We start from the raw sequence: 15,514 nt of genomic DNA, 5'->3' as shown, positions 1-15,514 counted from the left end.
GATTCCGTTGAACGGCGCGCGCCGCCCCGGGGACCGGGGCGGCGGCGCCGCGCCGGACGACCCGGACGGCTACCCGCCGCACCTGGAGGAGCTGCTCGACGAGCAGGAGCGGGCGCGCGCCCGGGCCGGGCGGCTGCCCGGCCTGCGGCGCCGTTTCGTGATCGCGCACGCCGCCACCCGGATCGTCCTCGGCGAGCGCCTCGGGCTCCCCCCGGACGGGCTGCGCTTCACCCGCGGACCGTGGGGCAAGCCCGCCGTCGCGGGGGCGGACGGGCTGCACTTCAGCCTCTCCCACTCGGGCGAGACCGCCCTGCTCGCGCTGGCTGCGCGGCCGGTCGGGGTGGACGTCGAGCTGGCCCGCCCGGACCTCGACGTCGACCGGCTGGCCGGACGCTTCTTCCCCCCGGAGGAGCGGGCCGCGGTGGCCGCCGGCGGGCAGCCGGTCTTCACCCGGCTGTGGACCAGGAAGGAGGCCTGCGTGAAGGCCTCCGGCGGCAGACTCACCCAGGGCATGGGGATCCCCGTCGCCCACCCCGGCCGGGAGGCCGCCGTGTACGCACGCTCCGGGCCGTTGCCCGGTCCGTGGAGAGTCGTCGATCTGCCGCTGCCCGGGGGATACGCGGGGTCCGTCGCACTGACCGGCGACGGGCCCTTTAACGTGTCCCGGCGGATGTGGTATCAAATTCCGCCTGGGGAATCCGGTGTCGACACTCTCCCACCGGTACTCGCGTCGAGCCCCGAGTCGGTTCTCGACGAGGCTGTCAAGTAGAAGAAACTCCCCCTCGAATCGTCGAAGTTGTACCCGTGATCATGCGCCGGAGCGTCACTAGATTCAGGGACGCGAGCAAACGTCGCACCGCACCGGCCGGACTCGGAAGTCAGGCCCGTGGCCGATCCGGGCATTTCTTCTGAGGAGGGGAACGTGATCGTGGAAGGCAGGAACGTGATCACCAGGGCCGCTCGGTGGAGCGCCGTCCACCCCTGGTGGGCGATAACGCTCTGGGTGGTGTTCGTCGTGGGGGCCCTGGTGGTCGGCGGCGTCACGGGCACCCGGCAGGCCACCACCTCCGACCTCTCCATCGGGCAGTCCGGCCGGGCGGCCGAGATCGCCCGCAGCGGCGGTCTGCAGGAGCGCGCGGTGGAGAACGTCCTCATCACCCCGTGGGGCGGTGGGCAGCTCGACCCGGTCCGGGCCGGGGCGGCCGCCTCGGACGCCGCCCGCGACCTGCGCGACGTGCCCGGCATCAGCGCCGTGGACGAGCCGGTGTCCGCCCCGGACGGCTCGGCGATGCTCGTCCCGGTGACCCTGGACGGGGATCCGGAGACCGCCTCCGACCGGGTGCAGCCGATCATCGACGCCGTGGCGAGGACCCACGAGTCGCACACCGACCTGCGGATGGAGCTGGTCGGCGCCGGGTCGATCAAGGCCGGGCTGAACGAGATGCTGAGCAAGGACCTCGGCAAGGCCACCGTGCTGAGCCTGCCGGTGACCCTGCTCGTCATGGTCTTCGTCTTCGGTGCGATCGTCGCCGCGAGCGTCCCGGTCGTGCTCGGCCTGTCCTCGGTGCTCGCCGGGCTCGGCCTGTGGGGGGTGGCCTCCCAGCTGGTGCCCGACCCGGGGCCGGTGACCCACGTCATCGTGCTGATGGGGATGGCCATCGGGGTCGACTACTCGCTGTTCTACCTCAAGCGCCAGCGCGAGGAACGGGCCCTGGGCGCCAACAACATCGACGCCATCGAGATCGCGGCCGCCACCTCCGGGCACTCGGTGCTGGTGTCCGGCGTGGTCGTCATGATCTCGATGGGGGCGCTCTACCTCGCCGGTCACATCGCCTTCGAGTCGATGGCCACCGGCGCGGTGCTGGTGGTCGGGATCGCGATCATCTCCTCGCTGACCGTCCTGCCGGCCATGCTCTCCCGGTTCGGCCGCTTCCTGGACGCCCCCCGGGTGCCGCTGGTGTGGCGGCTCACCCAGGCCGGCGGGGTGAAGCCGCGGCTCTGGTCGACGATGCTCAAGCCCTCGCTGCGCCACCCGGTGATCGCGCTGGTGCTCTCGGTCGGCGCCCTGCTCCTGCTCGCGGTGCCGGCCCTCGGCCTGAAGCTCAAGGCCACCGGGATCGACGACCTGCCCCGCTCGATCCCGGCGATGCAGGCCAACGAGCGGCTGACCAGGTCGTTCCCGAGCCCGGCGGACACCCACACCGTCGCGGTGAAGGTCCCGGACGGCAAGGCCTGGGAGCTGGCCACCGCGGTGACCGCGCTGGTCGACCTCACCTCCCGGGACGACCTCTTCGTGCACTCCCCCGCCCCGGTGGTGCGCACCTCGCAGAGCGGGACGGTGGCCACCGTGGCGATCGGCACCCGGTTCGACAGCGGCTCCCCGGAGGCCCGCGCCTCGCTCGCCCGGCTGCGCGAGGACCTCGCCCCGCAGACCCTCGGCGCGATCGCCGGCGCCCAGTTCGCGGTCGGCGGCAGCGACGTCGCCTTCGACGTCGACTACCGGGCGAACGTGATGCGCAAGATGCCCTGGGTGCTCGGGGTGGCCCTGGTGCTGACCTTCCTGGTGATGACCGCGGCCTTCCGCTCGGTGATGCTGGCACTGATCACCGTGGTGCTCAACGTGCTGTCCGCGGCGGCCTCCTTCGGCCTGCTCGCGCTGATCTTCCAGCACACCTGGGCGGAGGACCTGCTGCACTTCGAGTCCACCGGCCGGGTGGTCGCCTGGCTGCCGCTGATGCTCTTCGTGATCCTGCTCGGCCTCTCGATGGACTACCACGTGTTCGTGGTCAGCCGGATCCGGGAGGCGGCCCGCGGCGGACTGTCCGTCAAGGAGGCCGTGGAGCAGGGGATCACCCGCACCGCCGGGGTGGTGACCAGCGCCGCGGTGGTGATGGTCTGCGTGTTCGCCCTGCTGGCCTCGCTGAACTTCATCGAGATGAAGCAGATGGGGGTCGGCATGGCCTGCGCGGTGCTGCTCGACGCCACGGTGATCCGGATCGTCGTGCTGCCGGCCGTGGTCACCCTGCTCGGCTGGAAGACCTGGTGGCCCTCGCGGCTGGCCCGCCAGACCACCACCCGCACCCCGCGGATCCCCGCCATCGTGGCGGCCGCCGCGGCGGCCTCGGCAGCCCGGACGACACTTCCGTAACACCGGAACCACCCGTACCGGCCGGGGGGAAGGGCTATCCTTCCCCCCGGCCGTTTTCGTGCGCATACCCGTCTGATAACGGCCATGACAAGGTGTTTGACTCCACCTATCCTGTGGTGGTTTGTTACGGGAGTTGTAGAATCGCATGCGCGTTCGCCGGTGCGTGAGAGCCTTCCGAGGGGGGAGGCGGGCCGGCAACCGCACAACGGGGAAGCAGGGGGCGGTCAGGGGGGTGGCCATGCACAGTGACGGCAGCCTCGCCTCGACGCGCTGGCATGAGGAGCTCAACCGGGTCGGGACGCTGTCCGGACGGGAACGACAGGTCTTCGACCTGATCGGGGCCGGGCACTCCAACCGCGGCATCGCCGCCCGACTGCACGTCACCGAGCGCACGGTGAAGGCCCACGTGGCCAACATCCTGGCGAAGCTCGGTGTGGAGTCGCGGCTTCAGGTAGGGCTGGTGGCCCAGGTCCACCAACTCATGTACGAAGGTACATGGCCGCACGAGCCACGTGTGACCGATACTTGACCAGCGCGAATGATACCCAGGCTTTTCCCCATTTTCAGGCCCCCCTAAACAAGTCGACCGCTGTTCGTAGTGGCGGGCCTGAGGTCTCAACAGAAAAGCTTGTGGCTGGAGTTCACCGCTAGGGACGGGGAAATTGGTGTACATCTCCATTTTGGGCCCACTGTTGATCGGCGACGGTCAACGCACAGTAGGTCTAAGGGCGAAGAAGAACCGCGTGATGTTGACCATGCTGGCGCTCAACGCCGGCCAGGTCGTCGCGTTCGACGAGCTGATCGACGAACTGTGGGGGGAGGCACCGCTCAAGAACGCACGCAACGCGCTGCAGGCCAACGTCAAGCGCATGCGCAAGTCCTTGGCGGAGCTCGGCCTGGAGGGACCGGACCAGGAGGTCATCCGCACGGTCGACAACGGATACATGCTGAACGTCTCGGAGGAGTCGGTCGACGCGTACCGGTTCCTGCGGACGGCGGAGAAGGGCGCGCAGCTGGTCGGCGACCGGCCGTACGAAGCCATGGACACGCTCCGCGGGGCACTCGCGATGTGGCGCGGACCGGCCCTGCTCGACACGAGCGACGGGCCCTGGTGCCGGGCCGTCGCGCTGCGTCTGGACGAACAGCGCAAGACGGCCCGCGAGGACCTGATCGCGGCTCAGCTCCAGGCCGGCGAGGCCGCCGCGGTGGTGGCCGAGCTGAAGCAGTTGCTCGCGCAGTACCCGGAACGGGAGCGGTTCAGCGAGCAGCTGATGATCGCGCTCTACCGGTGCGGCAGACAGTCCGAGGCCGTCGACATCTTCCACCGCACGCGGAAGTGGCTCGACGAGGAGCTGGGGCTCAAGCCGAGCCGCCGGCTCCACCACCTCTACCAGGCGATCCTGATGCAGGATCCCTCCCTGTAGGTCCCGGACAGCTCCCGGGGTGACTCCCGGGGCGAGGGCAGCTCGCCCCGTCCGCCGGCGGCTCCGTCAGGGGCCGCCGGCGTTCTTGCGCGTCGTTCCGGCGCGTGTCGTTCTCGTGCGTCGCTCCGGCGGTGGCCGGGCCCGGTCTCCCGGGCCCGGCCACCGGGCGTTTCAGGACCCGCGCAGCCCGGTGTCGACCACCGCGCCGATCCGGCGGGCCGCCGCCGGGGCGAGCATCTCCTCGTGCCCGCACGGGACTTCGTGCAGGGTGAGGGCACCGGTCAGGTGCGCGCGCCAGCGGTCGGCCAGTTCGGCGGCCGGGGCGCCCTGGACCTCGTCCGCCGCGGTGAACAGCAGCAGCGACCCGTCGAACCGCCCGGGCGTGAACTCCCGCGCGATGTCGGTGTGGTGGCGCATCACCGTCATCAGCCGGCCGAGCTCCCGGTCGTCGATGCCGGCCCCCGCGGCGTGGTGGGCGAGGAAGGCCGAGCGGATCTCCTCGTCGGTCGGGTCGTGGTCCCCCTCGCGCACCGGGAAGACGTCCAGCGCCGCCAGGAAGGCCACCCGCTCGCCCTCCGCCTGCAGCCGGACCGCCATCTGGTGCGCCACCAGGCCGCCGAAGGACCACCCCAGCAGGTGGTACGGGCCGTGCGGCTGCACCCGGCGGACCCTGGCCAGGTAGAGCTCCGCCAGCTCCTCGACGCTCTCCGGCCGGTCCCACTCCCCCTCGGCGGCCGCGACGCCGTCGGACTGCAGCGCGTACACCGGCCGGTCCGGATCGACGTGCGGGGCCAGTTCGGCGTACGGCAGGCCGAAGCCCACCCCGCCGTGCACGCAGAACAGCGGCTCGGCGGAGCCCGTCGGGCGGATCGCCAGGACCGGCTCCAGCAGCTCCTGCGTCACCCGCGGGGCCGGCCCGGAGGGCCGGGCGGCCGCGGCGAGCGCCGCCACCGTCTTGTGCGTGAAGACGTCGGCCAGCGAGAGCGTGAAACCGGCCTTGGCGGCCCGGCTGACGATCTGCACCGAGCGCAGGCTGTCCCCGCCGAGGGCGAAGAAGTCGTCGTCCGCGCCGATCCCGTCCAGCCCGAGGATCTCGGCGAAGACCCCCGCGATGGCCTCCTCGGCCGGGGTGCTCGGCGGCTGCGCCGGGCCCCGGCCGGCCGCGGGCGCCGAGCCGGGGGCCGGCAGCGCGCGGGTGTCGAGCTTGCCGTTCGCGGTCAGCGGCAGCGTGGGCAGCGTCACCAGGGTCGCGGGCACCATGTGCGCGGGCAGCGACTCGGCGACGAAGGCGCGCAGCACCGGCACGTCCACGGCGGCGACGCCGGGCAGCGGCACCACGTACCCGGTCAGCTGGGGCACCCCGGTGGGCGAGGGGACGACCAGCACCGCGGCCTGGACCACCACCGGGTGGCGCACCAGCGCGGCCTCGACCTCGCCGAGCTCGATCCGGAAGCCGCGCAGCTTGACCTGGTGGTCGACCCGGCCGACGTAGTCGAGCGTGCCGTCGGCCCGCCAGCGCACGAGGTCGCCGGTGCGGTACATCCGGGTGCCGGCCGGGCCGTACGGGTCGGCGACGAAGCGCTCGGCCGTGGTGACCGGGCGGCCCAGGTAGCCGTGCGCCAGGCCGGTGCCGGCGATGTACAGCTCCCCGGTGACGCCGACCGGCGCGGGCGCGAGCGCCGCGTCCAGGACGTACAGGCGGTGGTTGTCCAGCGGGCGGCCGATCGGCGGGCGGCCGCTGCCCGGCAGCAGCGGGTCGCTCCAGGTCGCGCAGACCGAGGCCTCGGTCGGGCCGTAGGCGTTGCGGAACTCGGTCAGCGGGGCGAAGCGGTCGACCAGCGCGGGCGGGCAGGCCTCGCCGCCGACCAGCAGGTGCAGGCCCTCGGGCAGCACCACGTCGTCCGGCAGGCCGGCCACCACGGTCGGCGGCAGCACCACGTGGTTGACGCGGTGCTCGGCGAGCAGCGCGCCCAGCAACTCCCCGGAGACCCTGCTCTCGTCGGTGGCGCACACCAGGGTGCCGCCCGAGAACAGCGAGACCCCGAGCTCCCACACGGTGGCGTCGAAGCTGAACGAGGCGAACTGCAGCACCCGGGTGTCCGGCCCGGCGCCCATCCGCGCCCGGTGGTTGGCGACCAGGTTGGCGGCCCCCCGGTGCGGCACCACGACGCCCTTGGGGCGGCCGGTGGAGCCCGAGGTGTAGATCACGTAGGCGACGTCGTCCGGCCCGAGCGGACGGGTGCGCTCGGCGTCGACGGGGTCGTGGTCCGGCCGGCCGGTCAGGTCGGAGCGGGTGGCGAGCGAGTCCAGGACCAGCGGCACGACGCCGTCGGGCAGCCCGGGCAGCCGGTCGGCGACGGCCTCGACGGTCAGCACCTGGGCGGGCGCCGCGTCGCCCAGCATGTAGGCGATCCGGTCGGCCGGGTACTGCGGGTCGACCGGCAGGTAGGCGGCGCCGGTCTTCAGCACCGCGAGCAGCGCGACCACCAGCGGCGCGGAGCGCGGCATGGCCAGCGCGACCACGTCGCCCGGGCCGACCCGGCGCTCCAGCAGCAGGTGGGCGAGCCGGTTGGCCCGCTCGTTGAGCGCCGCGTAGGACAGCCGCATGGTGGCCGGTCCGGCCGGCACGCCGTCGGGGCCGATCAGGGCCGGGTGCTCCGGGTCCGCGGCGGCCAGGCCCTCGAACAGCTCCGTCAGGGTGACCGGGGTGAGCGGGGCGGTCGGGCCGGCCCACTCCTCCAGCAGGACCCGCCGCTCCTCGGCGGTGAGCAGGTCGAGGGCGCTGAGCGGGGCGTCGGGGGTGCCGGCCGCGGAGCCGAGCAGGGTGGCCAGGGCCCCGGCGAGGCGGGCCGCCGTCGCCCCGGTGAAGAGGTCCTCGCGGTACTCCAGGCGGATGTCCAGCCCGGCCGGGGAGCCGTCCGGGCCGGTCCGCTCCAGCACCTGGAAGGACAGGTCGAACTTGGCCGTGGTGGAGCCGACCGGCAGCACCTCGGCGGTCAGGCCGGGCATCGCGGGCAGCGGGTCGGCGCTGTTCTCGAAGGCCAGGATCACCTGGAAGAGCGGCTGCCGGCCCATCGAGCGGACCGGGTTGAGCTCCTCGACGAGGTGCTCGAAGGGCAGCTCGGCGTGCGCGTAGGCGGTCAGGTCGCTCTCCCGGACCCGCCCGAGCAGGTCGGTGAAGCTCGGGTCGCCCGAGGTGTCGGTGCGCAGCACCACGGTGTTGACGAAGAAGCCGACCAGGTCGCGGACGGCGTCGTCGGTGCGCCCCGCCACCGGGCTGCCGAGCGGGATGTCGGTGCCCGCGCCGAGCCGGGTGAGCAAGGCGGCGAGACCGGCCTGGACGGCCATGAACAGGCTCGCGCCGCCGCGCCGGGCCAGCTCGGCGAGCCGGGCGTGGGTCGGCGCGGGCACGGTGCACCCGACCTCGCCGCCGCGGTGCCCGGCCCGGGCCGGCCGCGGGAAGTCGGTGGGCAGCTCCAGCTCCTCCGGGATGCCCGCCAGCGCCTCGCGCCAGTGCGCGAGTTCGGCGCTGGCCAGGCTGTCCGGGTCGTCCTTGGAGCCGAGCAGTTCGCGCTGCCACAGCGCGTGGTCGGCGTACTGCACCGGCAGCGGCTCCCAGCCGGGTGCGGCACCGGCCAGCCGGGCCCGGTAGGCCGTGGAGAGGTCCCGGGCGAGCGGGCCGAGCGACCAGCCGTCGGCGGCGATGTGGTGCACCGTCAGGGCCAGTGCGTGGTCGTCCGGGCCGAGCACGAACAGCCGGGCCCGCAGCGGCACCTGGGCCGAGAGCTCGAAGGGGTGGGCGGCCTCGGCGGCCAGTGCCGCCCCGAGCGCGCCCGGCTCCGATTCGGCGAGGTCCACCACGACCAGCCGGGCGCCGGCCCCGTCGGCCTCCCCGGGGGAGAGCACCAGCTGCGAGGGCAGCCCGTCGGCCTCGGCGAAGACGGTCCGCAGGCTCTCGTGCCGGGCCACCACGTCCCGGACGGCGGCGGCGAGCGCGGTGGCGTCCAGCGGGCCGGTGAGGCGCACGGCCAGCGGGATGTTGTAGGTGCCGGTCGGGCCGTCCATCTTGTCCAGGAACCAGAGCCGCTCCTGGGCGTGCGAGAGCGGCACCGAGGACGGCCGGTCGGGGACGGCCCGCAGCGCGGGGCGCCGGGGGCCGGCCGGTTCGCCGGCCGCCTCGGGCGCCTCCGGGTCGAGGGCCCGGGCCAGCGCCTCGGCCGTCCGGGCGTCGAACAGCGCCCGCACCGGGACGTCGGCGCCGAGCGCGGCGCGCAGCCGGTTGGCGACCCTCGTCGCGGACAGCGAGTGGCCGCCCAGCTCGAAGAAGTCGTCGTCCGCGCCGACCCGGTCGAGGCCGAGGGCCTCGGCGAAGACCGCGCAGAGCAGCTCCTCGCGTTCGCCCACGGGCGCGCGCCCGGTGCCCGCCCGCTCGTCCGGCGGGGCGGGCAGGGCCTTGCGGTCGATCTTGCCGTTGGGGGTCAGCGGCAGATCGTCCAAGGGAACGTACACGGCAGGGACCATGTGCGTGGGCAGCACCGATGACGCCCGCTCCCGCAACCGGTCGCGGTCGATCCCTGCCGGTACGACATAGGCGACCAGGCGGGCGTCCCCCGCCCGGTCGGTGCGGGCCGTGACGACGGCCCGCGTCACTCCGGGCTGCGCCGCGAGCACGGACTCGATCTCGCCGAGCTCGATGCGGTAGCCACGGATCTTCACCTGGTGGTCGCTGCGCCCCGCGTACTCCAGGGCGGCGCCGGCGGCGTCCCAGCGGACGATGTCGCCGGTGCGGTACATCCGCGCGCCGGACGGCCCGTACGGGTCCGCGACGAAGCGCTCGGCGGTCAGGCCGGCCCGGCCCAGGTAGCCGCGGGCCAGGCCGGTGCCGGCGATGTAGAGGTCGCCGAAGGTGCCGTCGGGCACCGGGCGCAGCGCGCCGTCCAGGACGTACACCCGGGTGTTGGCGATGGGGCCGCCGATCGGCGGCGGGCCGGCCTCGGGGTCGGTCAGGGGTGCGGCGGTGGACCAGATGGTGGTCTCGGTCGGGCCGTACACGTTGGTCACCGACGCGCAGTGCGCGGTGAGCGTACGGGCCAGGGGTTCGGGCAGCGCCTCGCCGCCGACCAGGGCGCGCAGCCCGGCCAGCCGGGGGGCGTGGTCGGCGGCCAGCGACTGCCAGAGGCTGGGGGTGGCCTGCAGCAGGGTGGCGTCCAGCCCGGTGACGGCGTCGGCCAGCGCGGCCGGGTCGCGGACCGTCCCGCGGTCGGCGACCAGCAGTTCGGCGCCGGCGGCGAGCGGGACGAACAGCTCCAGGTTGGCGATGTCGAAGCCGAAGGTGGTGACGGCGAGGAAGCGGTCGGCGGGGGTCACCGCGAAGCGGGCGACCATGTCCTCGACCAGGTTGACCAGGGCGCCGTGCGGCACCACCACGCCCTTGGGGCGGCCGGTGGAGCCCGAGGTGTAGATCACGTACGCGGGGTGGTCGGCGAGCGGGGCCGTGCGTGCGCGCTGCCCGTGCGCACCGGCCCCGGTCTCCGTGCCGTCCAGCACCCACAGCTCGCCGGTGGCCGAGCCGCCGTCCGCGGTGAGGAGCTCGCGGACCCGGCGGTGGGTGAGGGTGACCACCGGGGCGGCGTCGGCCAGCATGTAGCGCAGCCGGTCGACCGGGTAGTCCGGGTCCAGCGGCAGGTAGGCGGCACCGGACTTGAGGACGGCCAGGGCGGCCACCACCAGGTCGCAGGAGCGGTCCAGCGCGATCGCCACGACCTGCTCGGGCCCGGCGCCGGCGGCGGTCAGCGCGGCCGCCAGTTCGTCGGCGCGCTCGTGGAGCCGGCGGTAGGTCAGCCGCTCGTCGCCGCAGCGGACCGCGGGGGCGTCGGGGGCGAGGGCGGCCCGGGCGTCCAGCAGCGGGGCCAGCCAGTGCCCGGACAGCGGCGTCGCGGTGGCGTTGCGGTCCTCGGTGACCCGGTCCCGTTCGGCCTCGTCCAGCACGTCCAGCCGGCCGCAGGGCTCGTCGGGCGCGGTGACCGCGGCGGCCAGCAGCCGGGCGAAGCGCCGCCCGACCAGCTCGGCCTCCGCCCGGTCCACCAGCGCCGGCACGTGGTTGACCGCGAGGCCGAACGGGGTGCCGGGGAAGACGGTCAGGGTGAGCGGGAAGTGCGTGGCGGAGCGGACGTCGGCGCCGGTCACCCGGGGGCCGCCGGCGGTGGCCAGCGGCAGGCCGCCCATCGGGTAGTTCTGGAACATCAGGGCGGTGTCGAAGAGTTCGCCGCGCACGGCGGTCAGCTGCTGGACCTCCGCCAGGGTCAGGTGCTCGTGCGCCAGCAGGTCGGCCTGCGAGCGCTGCACGTCGGCGAAGAGCTCGGCCGGGGTGCGGGCCGGGTCGACGTCCACCCGGACGGGCAGGGTGTTGGCGAACAGGCCCACCATCCGCTCGACGTCCGGGACCTCGGCCGGGCGGCCGGAGGTGACCGCGCCGAACAGCACCGTGTCCTGGCCGGTCAGCCGGGACAGCAGCAGCGCCCAGCAGCCCTGCACCACGGCGTTGACGGTCAGACCGCGCGAGCGGGCGAAGGCGGTCAGCGCGGCCGAGACCTCGGGGGTCAGGTCCAGCGGGACGGCCTGCGGCAGCGCGCCGGCCCCCTCGGCCCGGGCCCGGCCCGCCGGCACCAGCCGGGTCGGGTCGACCACTCCGGCCAGGGCGCCGGTCCAGGCCCGCCGGGCGGCCTCCTTGTCCTGCGCGCCGAGCCAGGCCAGGTGCGCCTGGTAGCGGGCGGCGCCGGTGCGCGGCTCCTTCGACGGCGTACCGCCGGCCTTCAACTCCTCTGCGAGCGCGGCGAGTTCGCCGATCAGCGAGACCATCGACCAGCCGTCCACCAGGATGTGGTGGACGGTCCAGATCAGCCGGCAGCGGCCGCCCCCGGCACGGGCCAGGGTGATCCGCTGCAGCGGCGGGCGGGCGAGGTCGAAGCGGCGCAGCCGGTCCTCCTCGGCGAGCCGGTCGAACTCCTCCTCCGGCCCCGCCGGGGCGGCCGTCACCGCGACCTCCCGCCAGGGCAGCTCGACGGAGGTGGGGACGACCTGGATCGCCTCGCCGTTCTTGCGGTGCCGGAAGCAGGCCTTCAGGTTGGGGTGCCGTTCCAGGAGGAGGCCGGCCGCGGTGCGCAGCGCTGCGGCGTCGGCGTCGGTCAGCTCCTCGAGGTCGAGCACCAGCTGAATGGTGTAGACGTCCGTCCCCTCGCGGTCGTACTCCGAGAGAAAGAGCAGTCCCTGTTGCAGCGGCGAGAGCGGGAGGACTTCACTGATGGCGGACGGCCGATTCAAACCGGGCTCCTCATGGAAGGCCTGCATGGTGCGGAATAACAAACGTTTTCCGATGGCGCTGACGGGCAACTGACCGGCAACTGACGGACCGCTGACGCGCGGCTCCCCGGCGGCCCGAAACCCTGGTGGCGGGCCCCGTCAGCAATCCGTCAGCCCCTCGTCAGCGCGCGACGAGAGGCTTGCCGCCGAGGCTAATTCGTTACCGAAGGCCAGGAGTCTCCAAGTGCCGGTCATTTCCGCGTCGCACGAATTCGAGGTCAGCGACCTCTTCGTGAATCTGCAGCCGTTCTTCGGGCACCGTCTCTTCCTGAAAGTCGAAGGGTTCAACTTCGCCGGGTCCATCAAGCTGAAGGCCGCCCGGGAGATGGTCGCCCAGGCCGAGGCCGCCGGGGTGCTCGGCCCCGGCTCGACCCTGGTGGAGTCGTCCTCCGGGAACATGGGCGTCGCCCTGAGCGTGCTCGCCGCCAGCCGCGGCTACAAGTTCATCTGTGTCACCGACTCGCGCTGCAACGAGGTGACCAGGCGCACCATGGAGTCGTACGGCGCCGAGGTGCACCTGATCGACGTGCCGCACGAGACCGAGGGCCTCCTCGGTGCCCGGATCCGCCACGTCAAGGCGCTGCTCGCCGCCGACGAGAAGCGGGTCTGGCTGAACCAGTACCTGAGCCCGGGGAACTGGATGGCCCACTACCGGACCACCGCGCCGGCCATCGCCCGCGAGTTCCCGGACCTGAACGTGCTGTTCGTCGGCGCGGGCACCACCGGGACCCTGATGGGCTGCGCCCGGTACTTCCGCGAGAGGCGCCCCTCGGTGCGGGTGATCCCGGTCGACAGCGTCGGCTCGGTCACCTTCGGCACCCCGCCGGCCACCCGGCACATCCCGGGCCTGGGCACCAGCGTCCGTCCGCCGCTGCTCGACGACACGCTGGTCGACGCCCCGATCCTCGTCGAGGAGGCCGACACCGTCCGCACCTGCCGCGAGCTGATGCGCGGCGGCTTCCTGTTCGGCGGGTCCACCGGGACGGCCGTCAGCGGGGCGCTGCGCTGGCTGGACGAGCACCACGGCGACGGCGCGGGCGGGGTGCGCGAGCGGATCACCGCCGTGACCATCGCCCCGGACCTGGGCGAGCGCTACATGGACACCGTCTACCACGACGCGTGGGTGCGCGACACGGTCGGCCCGGAGGGCCTGCTGCCCGGGATCGAGCACCGCGGGCTCGGGGCGGGCGTCGCCGCCGGGCTGCAGCCCGTGTCCGGCTGAGCGGACCGCACGGGCGCGAACAGCGGTGTCAGAGGTCGAGAGTGTCGCGGCGGGGCCGAGGCCGAGGATGACGGAGAGCAAAGCAGTGACCACCACCCGGAACGCAGTCCTGCCGCTGACCGCGGCGCAGGCCGAGATCTGGTTCGACGAGCAGTTCGCCGACGGGCCGCTGGCCTACAACATGGCGGACTACATCGACATCCGCGGGCCGCTCGACCCCGAGCTGCTCGGACGGGCGCTGCAGCGCCTCGGCCACGAGGCCGAGGGGCTGCGCGTCCAGTTCGTCGAGGAGGACGGCGCGCCGGGCCAGATCATCCGCCCGCTCGCGCAGATCCCGCTCAGGACGGTGGACCTCAGCGGCGAGGCGGACCCGCTGGCGGCCGCCGAGCGCTGGATGCGGGCGGACCACGCCGACCCGATGAAGGTCACCGACTTCCCGCTGTTCCGCGGCGCCCTGATCACCCTGGACGCCGAACGGCACCTGCTCTACCTGTGCATGCACCACATCCTCGCGGACGGGTTCAGCCGCTCGCTGCTGTACCCGAAGCTCTCCGCCGTCTACACCCGGCTGGCCGCCGGCGAGGGCCCGGACGAGCTGGACGCCGACGCCATGCCGGCCTTCCACCGGCTGCTGGACGCCGAGCGCAAGTACCTCGACTCCACCAGCGTCGAGAAGGACCGCGCCTACTGGACGGACCGGCTCACCTCCGCCCGGCACGGCGCGGTGCCCGAGCTGGTGTCGCTCTCCGAGCAGGAGCCGGCCCCCGGCCGGGTCGCCCTGCGCGAGACCGCCCGGCTCTCCCCGGAGACCACCGCCGCGCTGCACGCCCTCGCCCAGGACGGCAAGGTCACCATGCCGGTCCTGATGGTCGCCGCGATGGCCGCCTACACCCAGCGCGTCACCGGCGTCCCGGCGCCGCTGCTCACCCTGCCGGTCACCGGCCGGGTCGGCGCGGTCAGCCGCGAGATCCCCGGCATGCTCGCCAACTACCTGCCGCTGGCCGTCCGGGTGCGCCCGGAGATGACCCGCACCGAGCTGCTGCGCGCGGCCTGGATCGAGGTCGCCGGCACCCTGAAGCACCAGCGCTACCGCGGGGACCGGGTGCGCCGCGACATCGGTCTGCGGATCGACGACCAGCGCGCCTTCGGCCCGTTCATCAACGTGCTCAACCAGGACCCGGAGCTGGCCTTCGGCGAGGGCTGCCGCGGGGTCGTGGTCAACCTGTCCACGGGCATCGTCAAGGACCTCATCATGACGGTCCTCAACGCGGACGACGGCACCGTCGAGATCCACCTCGACGGCAACCCCGAGCTGTACGACGCCGCCGAACTCGCCACCCACCTGGCCCGGTTCGAGACCTTCCTCGGCACCCTCGCCACCATGCCGGCGGACCGCCCGCTGGGCCAGGTGGGCCTGGGCGCCACCGGCGAGCAGCTCGGCCTGCTCGGCGGCTGGGACCGCGGCGCCGCCGCCGACCAGGGACTGGTGGAGCGGATCCGCGACGTCGCGGCCGCCCGGCCGGACGCGGTCGCCGCGGCCGACGGCACCGAGCGGATCACCTACCGCGAGCTGCTCGCCCGCGCGGGCGGCCTGGCCGCCCGGCTGGGCGACGCCGGGGTCACCACCGGTTCGGTGGTGGCGATGTACGCCGAGCCCGGCGTCCCCTTCGTCACCGGCGTCCTGGCCGTCCTGGCCGCGGGCGGCGCCTACCTGCCGCTCGACCCGACCGCCCCGGCCGCCCGCAACACCGGGCTGCTGACCGACAGCGGCGCCCGCCACCTGCTGGCCGGCGCCGGGTACCGGGACCAGGCCGCCGAGGTCGCCGCCGGGGCGGCCGCCGTGCTGCCGCTGACCGACCCGGCCGACGGCATCGCCGGTGCGGCCCTGCCGACCCGCGGCCAGGGCCTGGACCTCGCCTACGTGATGTTCACCTCCGGCTCCACCGGGAAGCCCAAGGGCGCGATGGTGCAGCGCTCCGGGATGATGAACCACCTCTGGGCCAAGGTCGACGACCTCTCGCTCACCGAGGGCGAGGGCGTCGTCCAGAACGCCCCGCTCACCTTCGACGTGTCGGTCTGGCAGATGCTGGCCCCGCTCGTCGTCGGCGGCACCGTCCGGGTCTCCGGCACCGAGATGGCCGCCGACCCGACCGCCCTGTTCGGGATGGCCCGCGACGAGCGGATCGCCGTCCTGGAGGTCGTCCCCTCCCTCCTGCGCGCCGCCCTCGACGCCTGGGACGTGGACGGCACCGCGCCGCAACTCCCCGACCTGCGCTGGCTGATGGTCACCGGCGAGGCCCTGCCCGCCGACCTCTGCCGACGCTGGCACGACCGCCACCCGCACATCCCGATGATGAACGC

7 protein-coding genes are annotated in these 15,514 nt (G+C 73.9%); 6 read left to right on the top strand and 1 reads right to left on the bottom strand.

Annotation, left to right across the window (positions count from 1 at the left end):
* The first annotated feature begins 7 nt into the window (after positions 1–7).
* The 4 genes from ACIA8Q_RS31740 (at position 8) to ACIA8Q_RS31725 (ending at position 4,572) form a co-directional block, all read left to right on the top strand.
* A complete protein-coding gene (locus ACIA8Q_RS31740) occupies positions 8–769 on the top strand; it encodes a 4'-phosphopantetheinyl transferase family protein (protein ID WP_387901907.1) in 762 nt (253 codons plus the stop codon).
* A gap of 153 nt (positions 770–922) precedes the next feature.
* Positions 923–3,148, top strand: a complete 2,226-nt coding sequence (locus ACIA8Q_RS31735; RefSeq protein ID WP_360211135.1) for an MMPL family transporter — start codon at positions 923–925, stop codon at positions 3,146–3,148.
* A gap of 238 nt (positions 3,149–3,386) precedes the next feature.
* A complete protein-coding gene (locus tag ACIA8Q_RS31730) occupies positions 3,387–3,677 on the top strand; it encodes a helix-turn-helix transcriptional regulator (RefSeq protein WP_360211133.1) in 291 nt (96 codons plus the stop codon).
* A 214-nt stretch (positions 3,678–3,891) separates the two neighbouring features.
* Positions 3,892–4,572: an AfsR/SARP family transcriptional regulator gene (locus ACIA8Q_RS31725; RefSeq protein ID WP_360211131.1), complete on the top strand. Its 681-nt coding sequence runs from the start codon at positions 3,892–3,894 to the stop codon at positions 4,570–4,572.
* Positions 4,573–4,743: 171 nt separating this feature from the next.
* Here ACIA8Q_RS31725 and ACIA8Q_RS31720 read toward each other — a convergent pair whose 3' ends face one another.
* Entirely contained in the window at positions 4,744–11,892 is a 7,149-nt protein-coding gene (locus ACIA8Q_RS31720; protein ID WP_396318133.1) for an amino acid adenylation domain-containing protein, read from the bottom strand.
* 223 nt (positions 11,893–12,115) lie between these two features.
* Here ACIA8Q_RS31720 and sbnA point away from each other — a divergent pair, with 223 nt between their 5' ends.
* Together sbnA and ACIA8Q_RS31710 are read left to right on the top strand one after the other, a co-directional pair.
* Entirely contained in the window at positions 12,116–13,153 is a 1,038-nt protein-coding gene (gene sbnA, locus ACIA8Q_RS31715; RefSeq protein WP_360211127.1) for a 2,3-diaminopropionate biosynthesis protein SbnA, read from the top strand.
* A gap of 85 nt (positions 13,154–13,238) precedes the next feature.
* Positions 13,239–15,514: condensation domain-containing protein (locus tag ACIA8Q_RS31710; RefSeq protein ID WP_396318132.1), on the top strand; the 2,276-nt coding region annotated here is incomplete at its 3' end.

The sequence above is a fragment of the Kitasatospora sp. NPDC051705 genome, from assembly GCF_044453265.1.
Classification (GTDB): domain Bacteria; phylum Actinomycetota; class Actinomycetes; order Streptomycetales; family Streptomycetaceae; genus Kitasatospora.
Note: the sequence above shows the minus strand (reverse complement) of the source record. Positions and strands in the feature narration are given on the sequence as shown.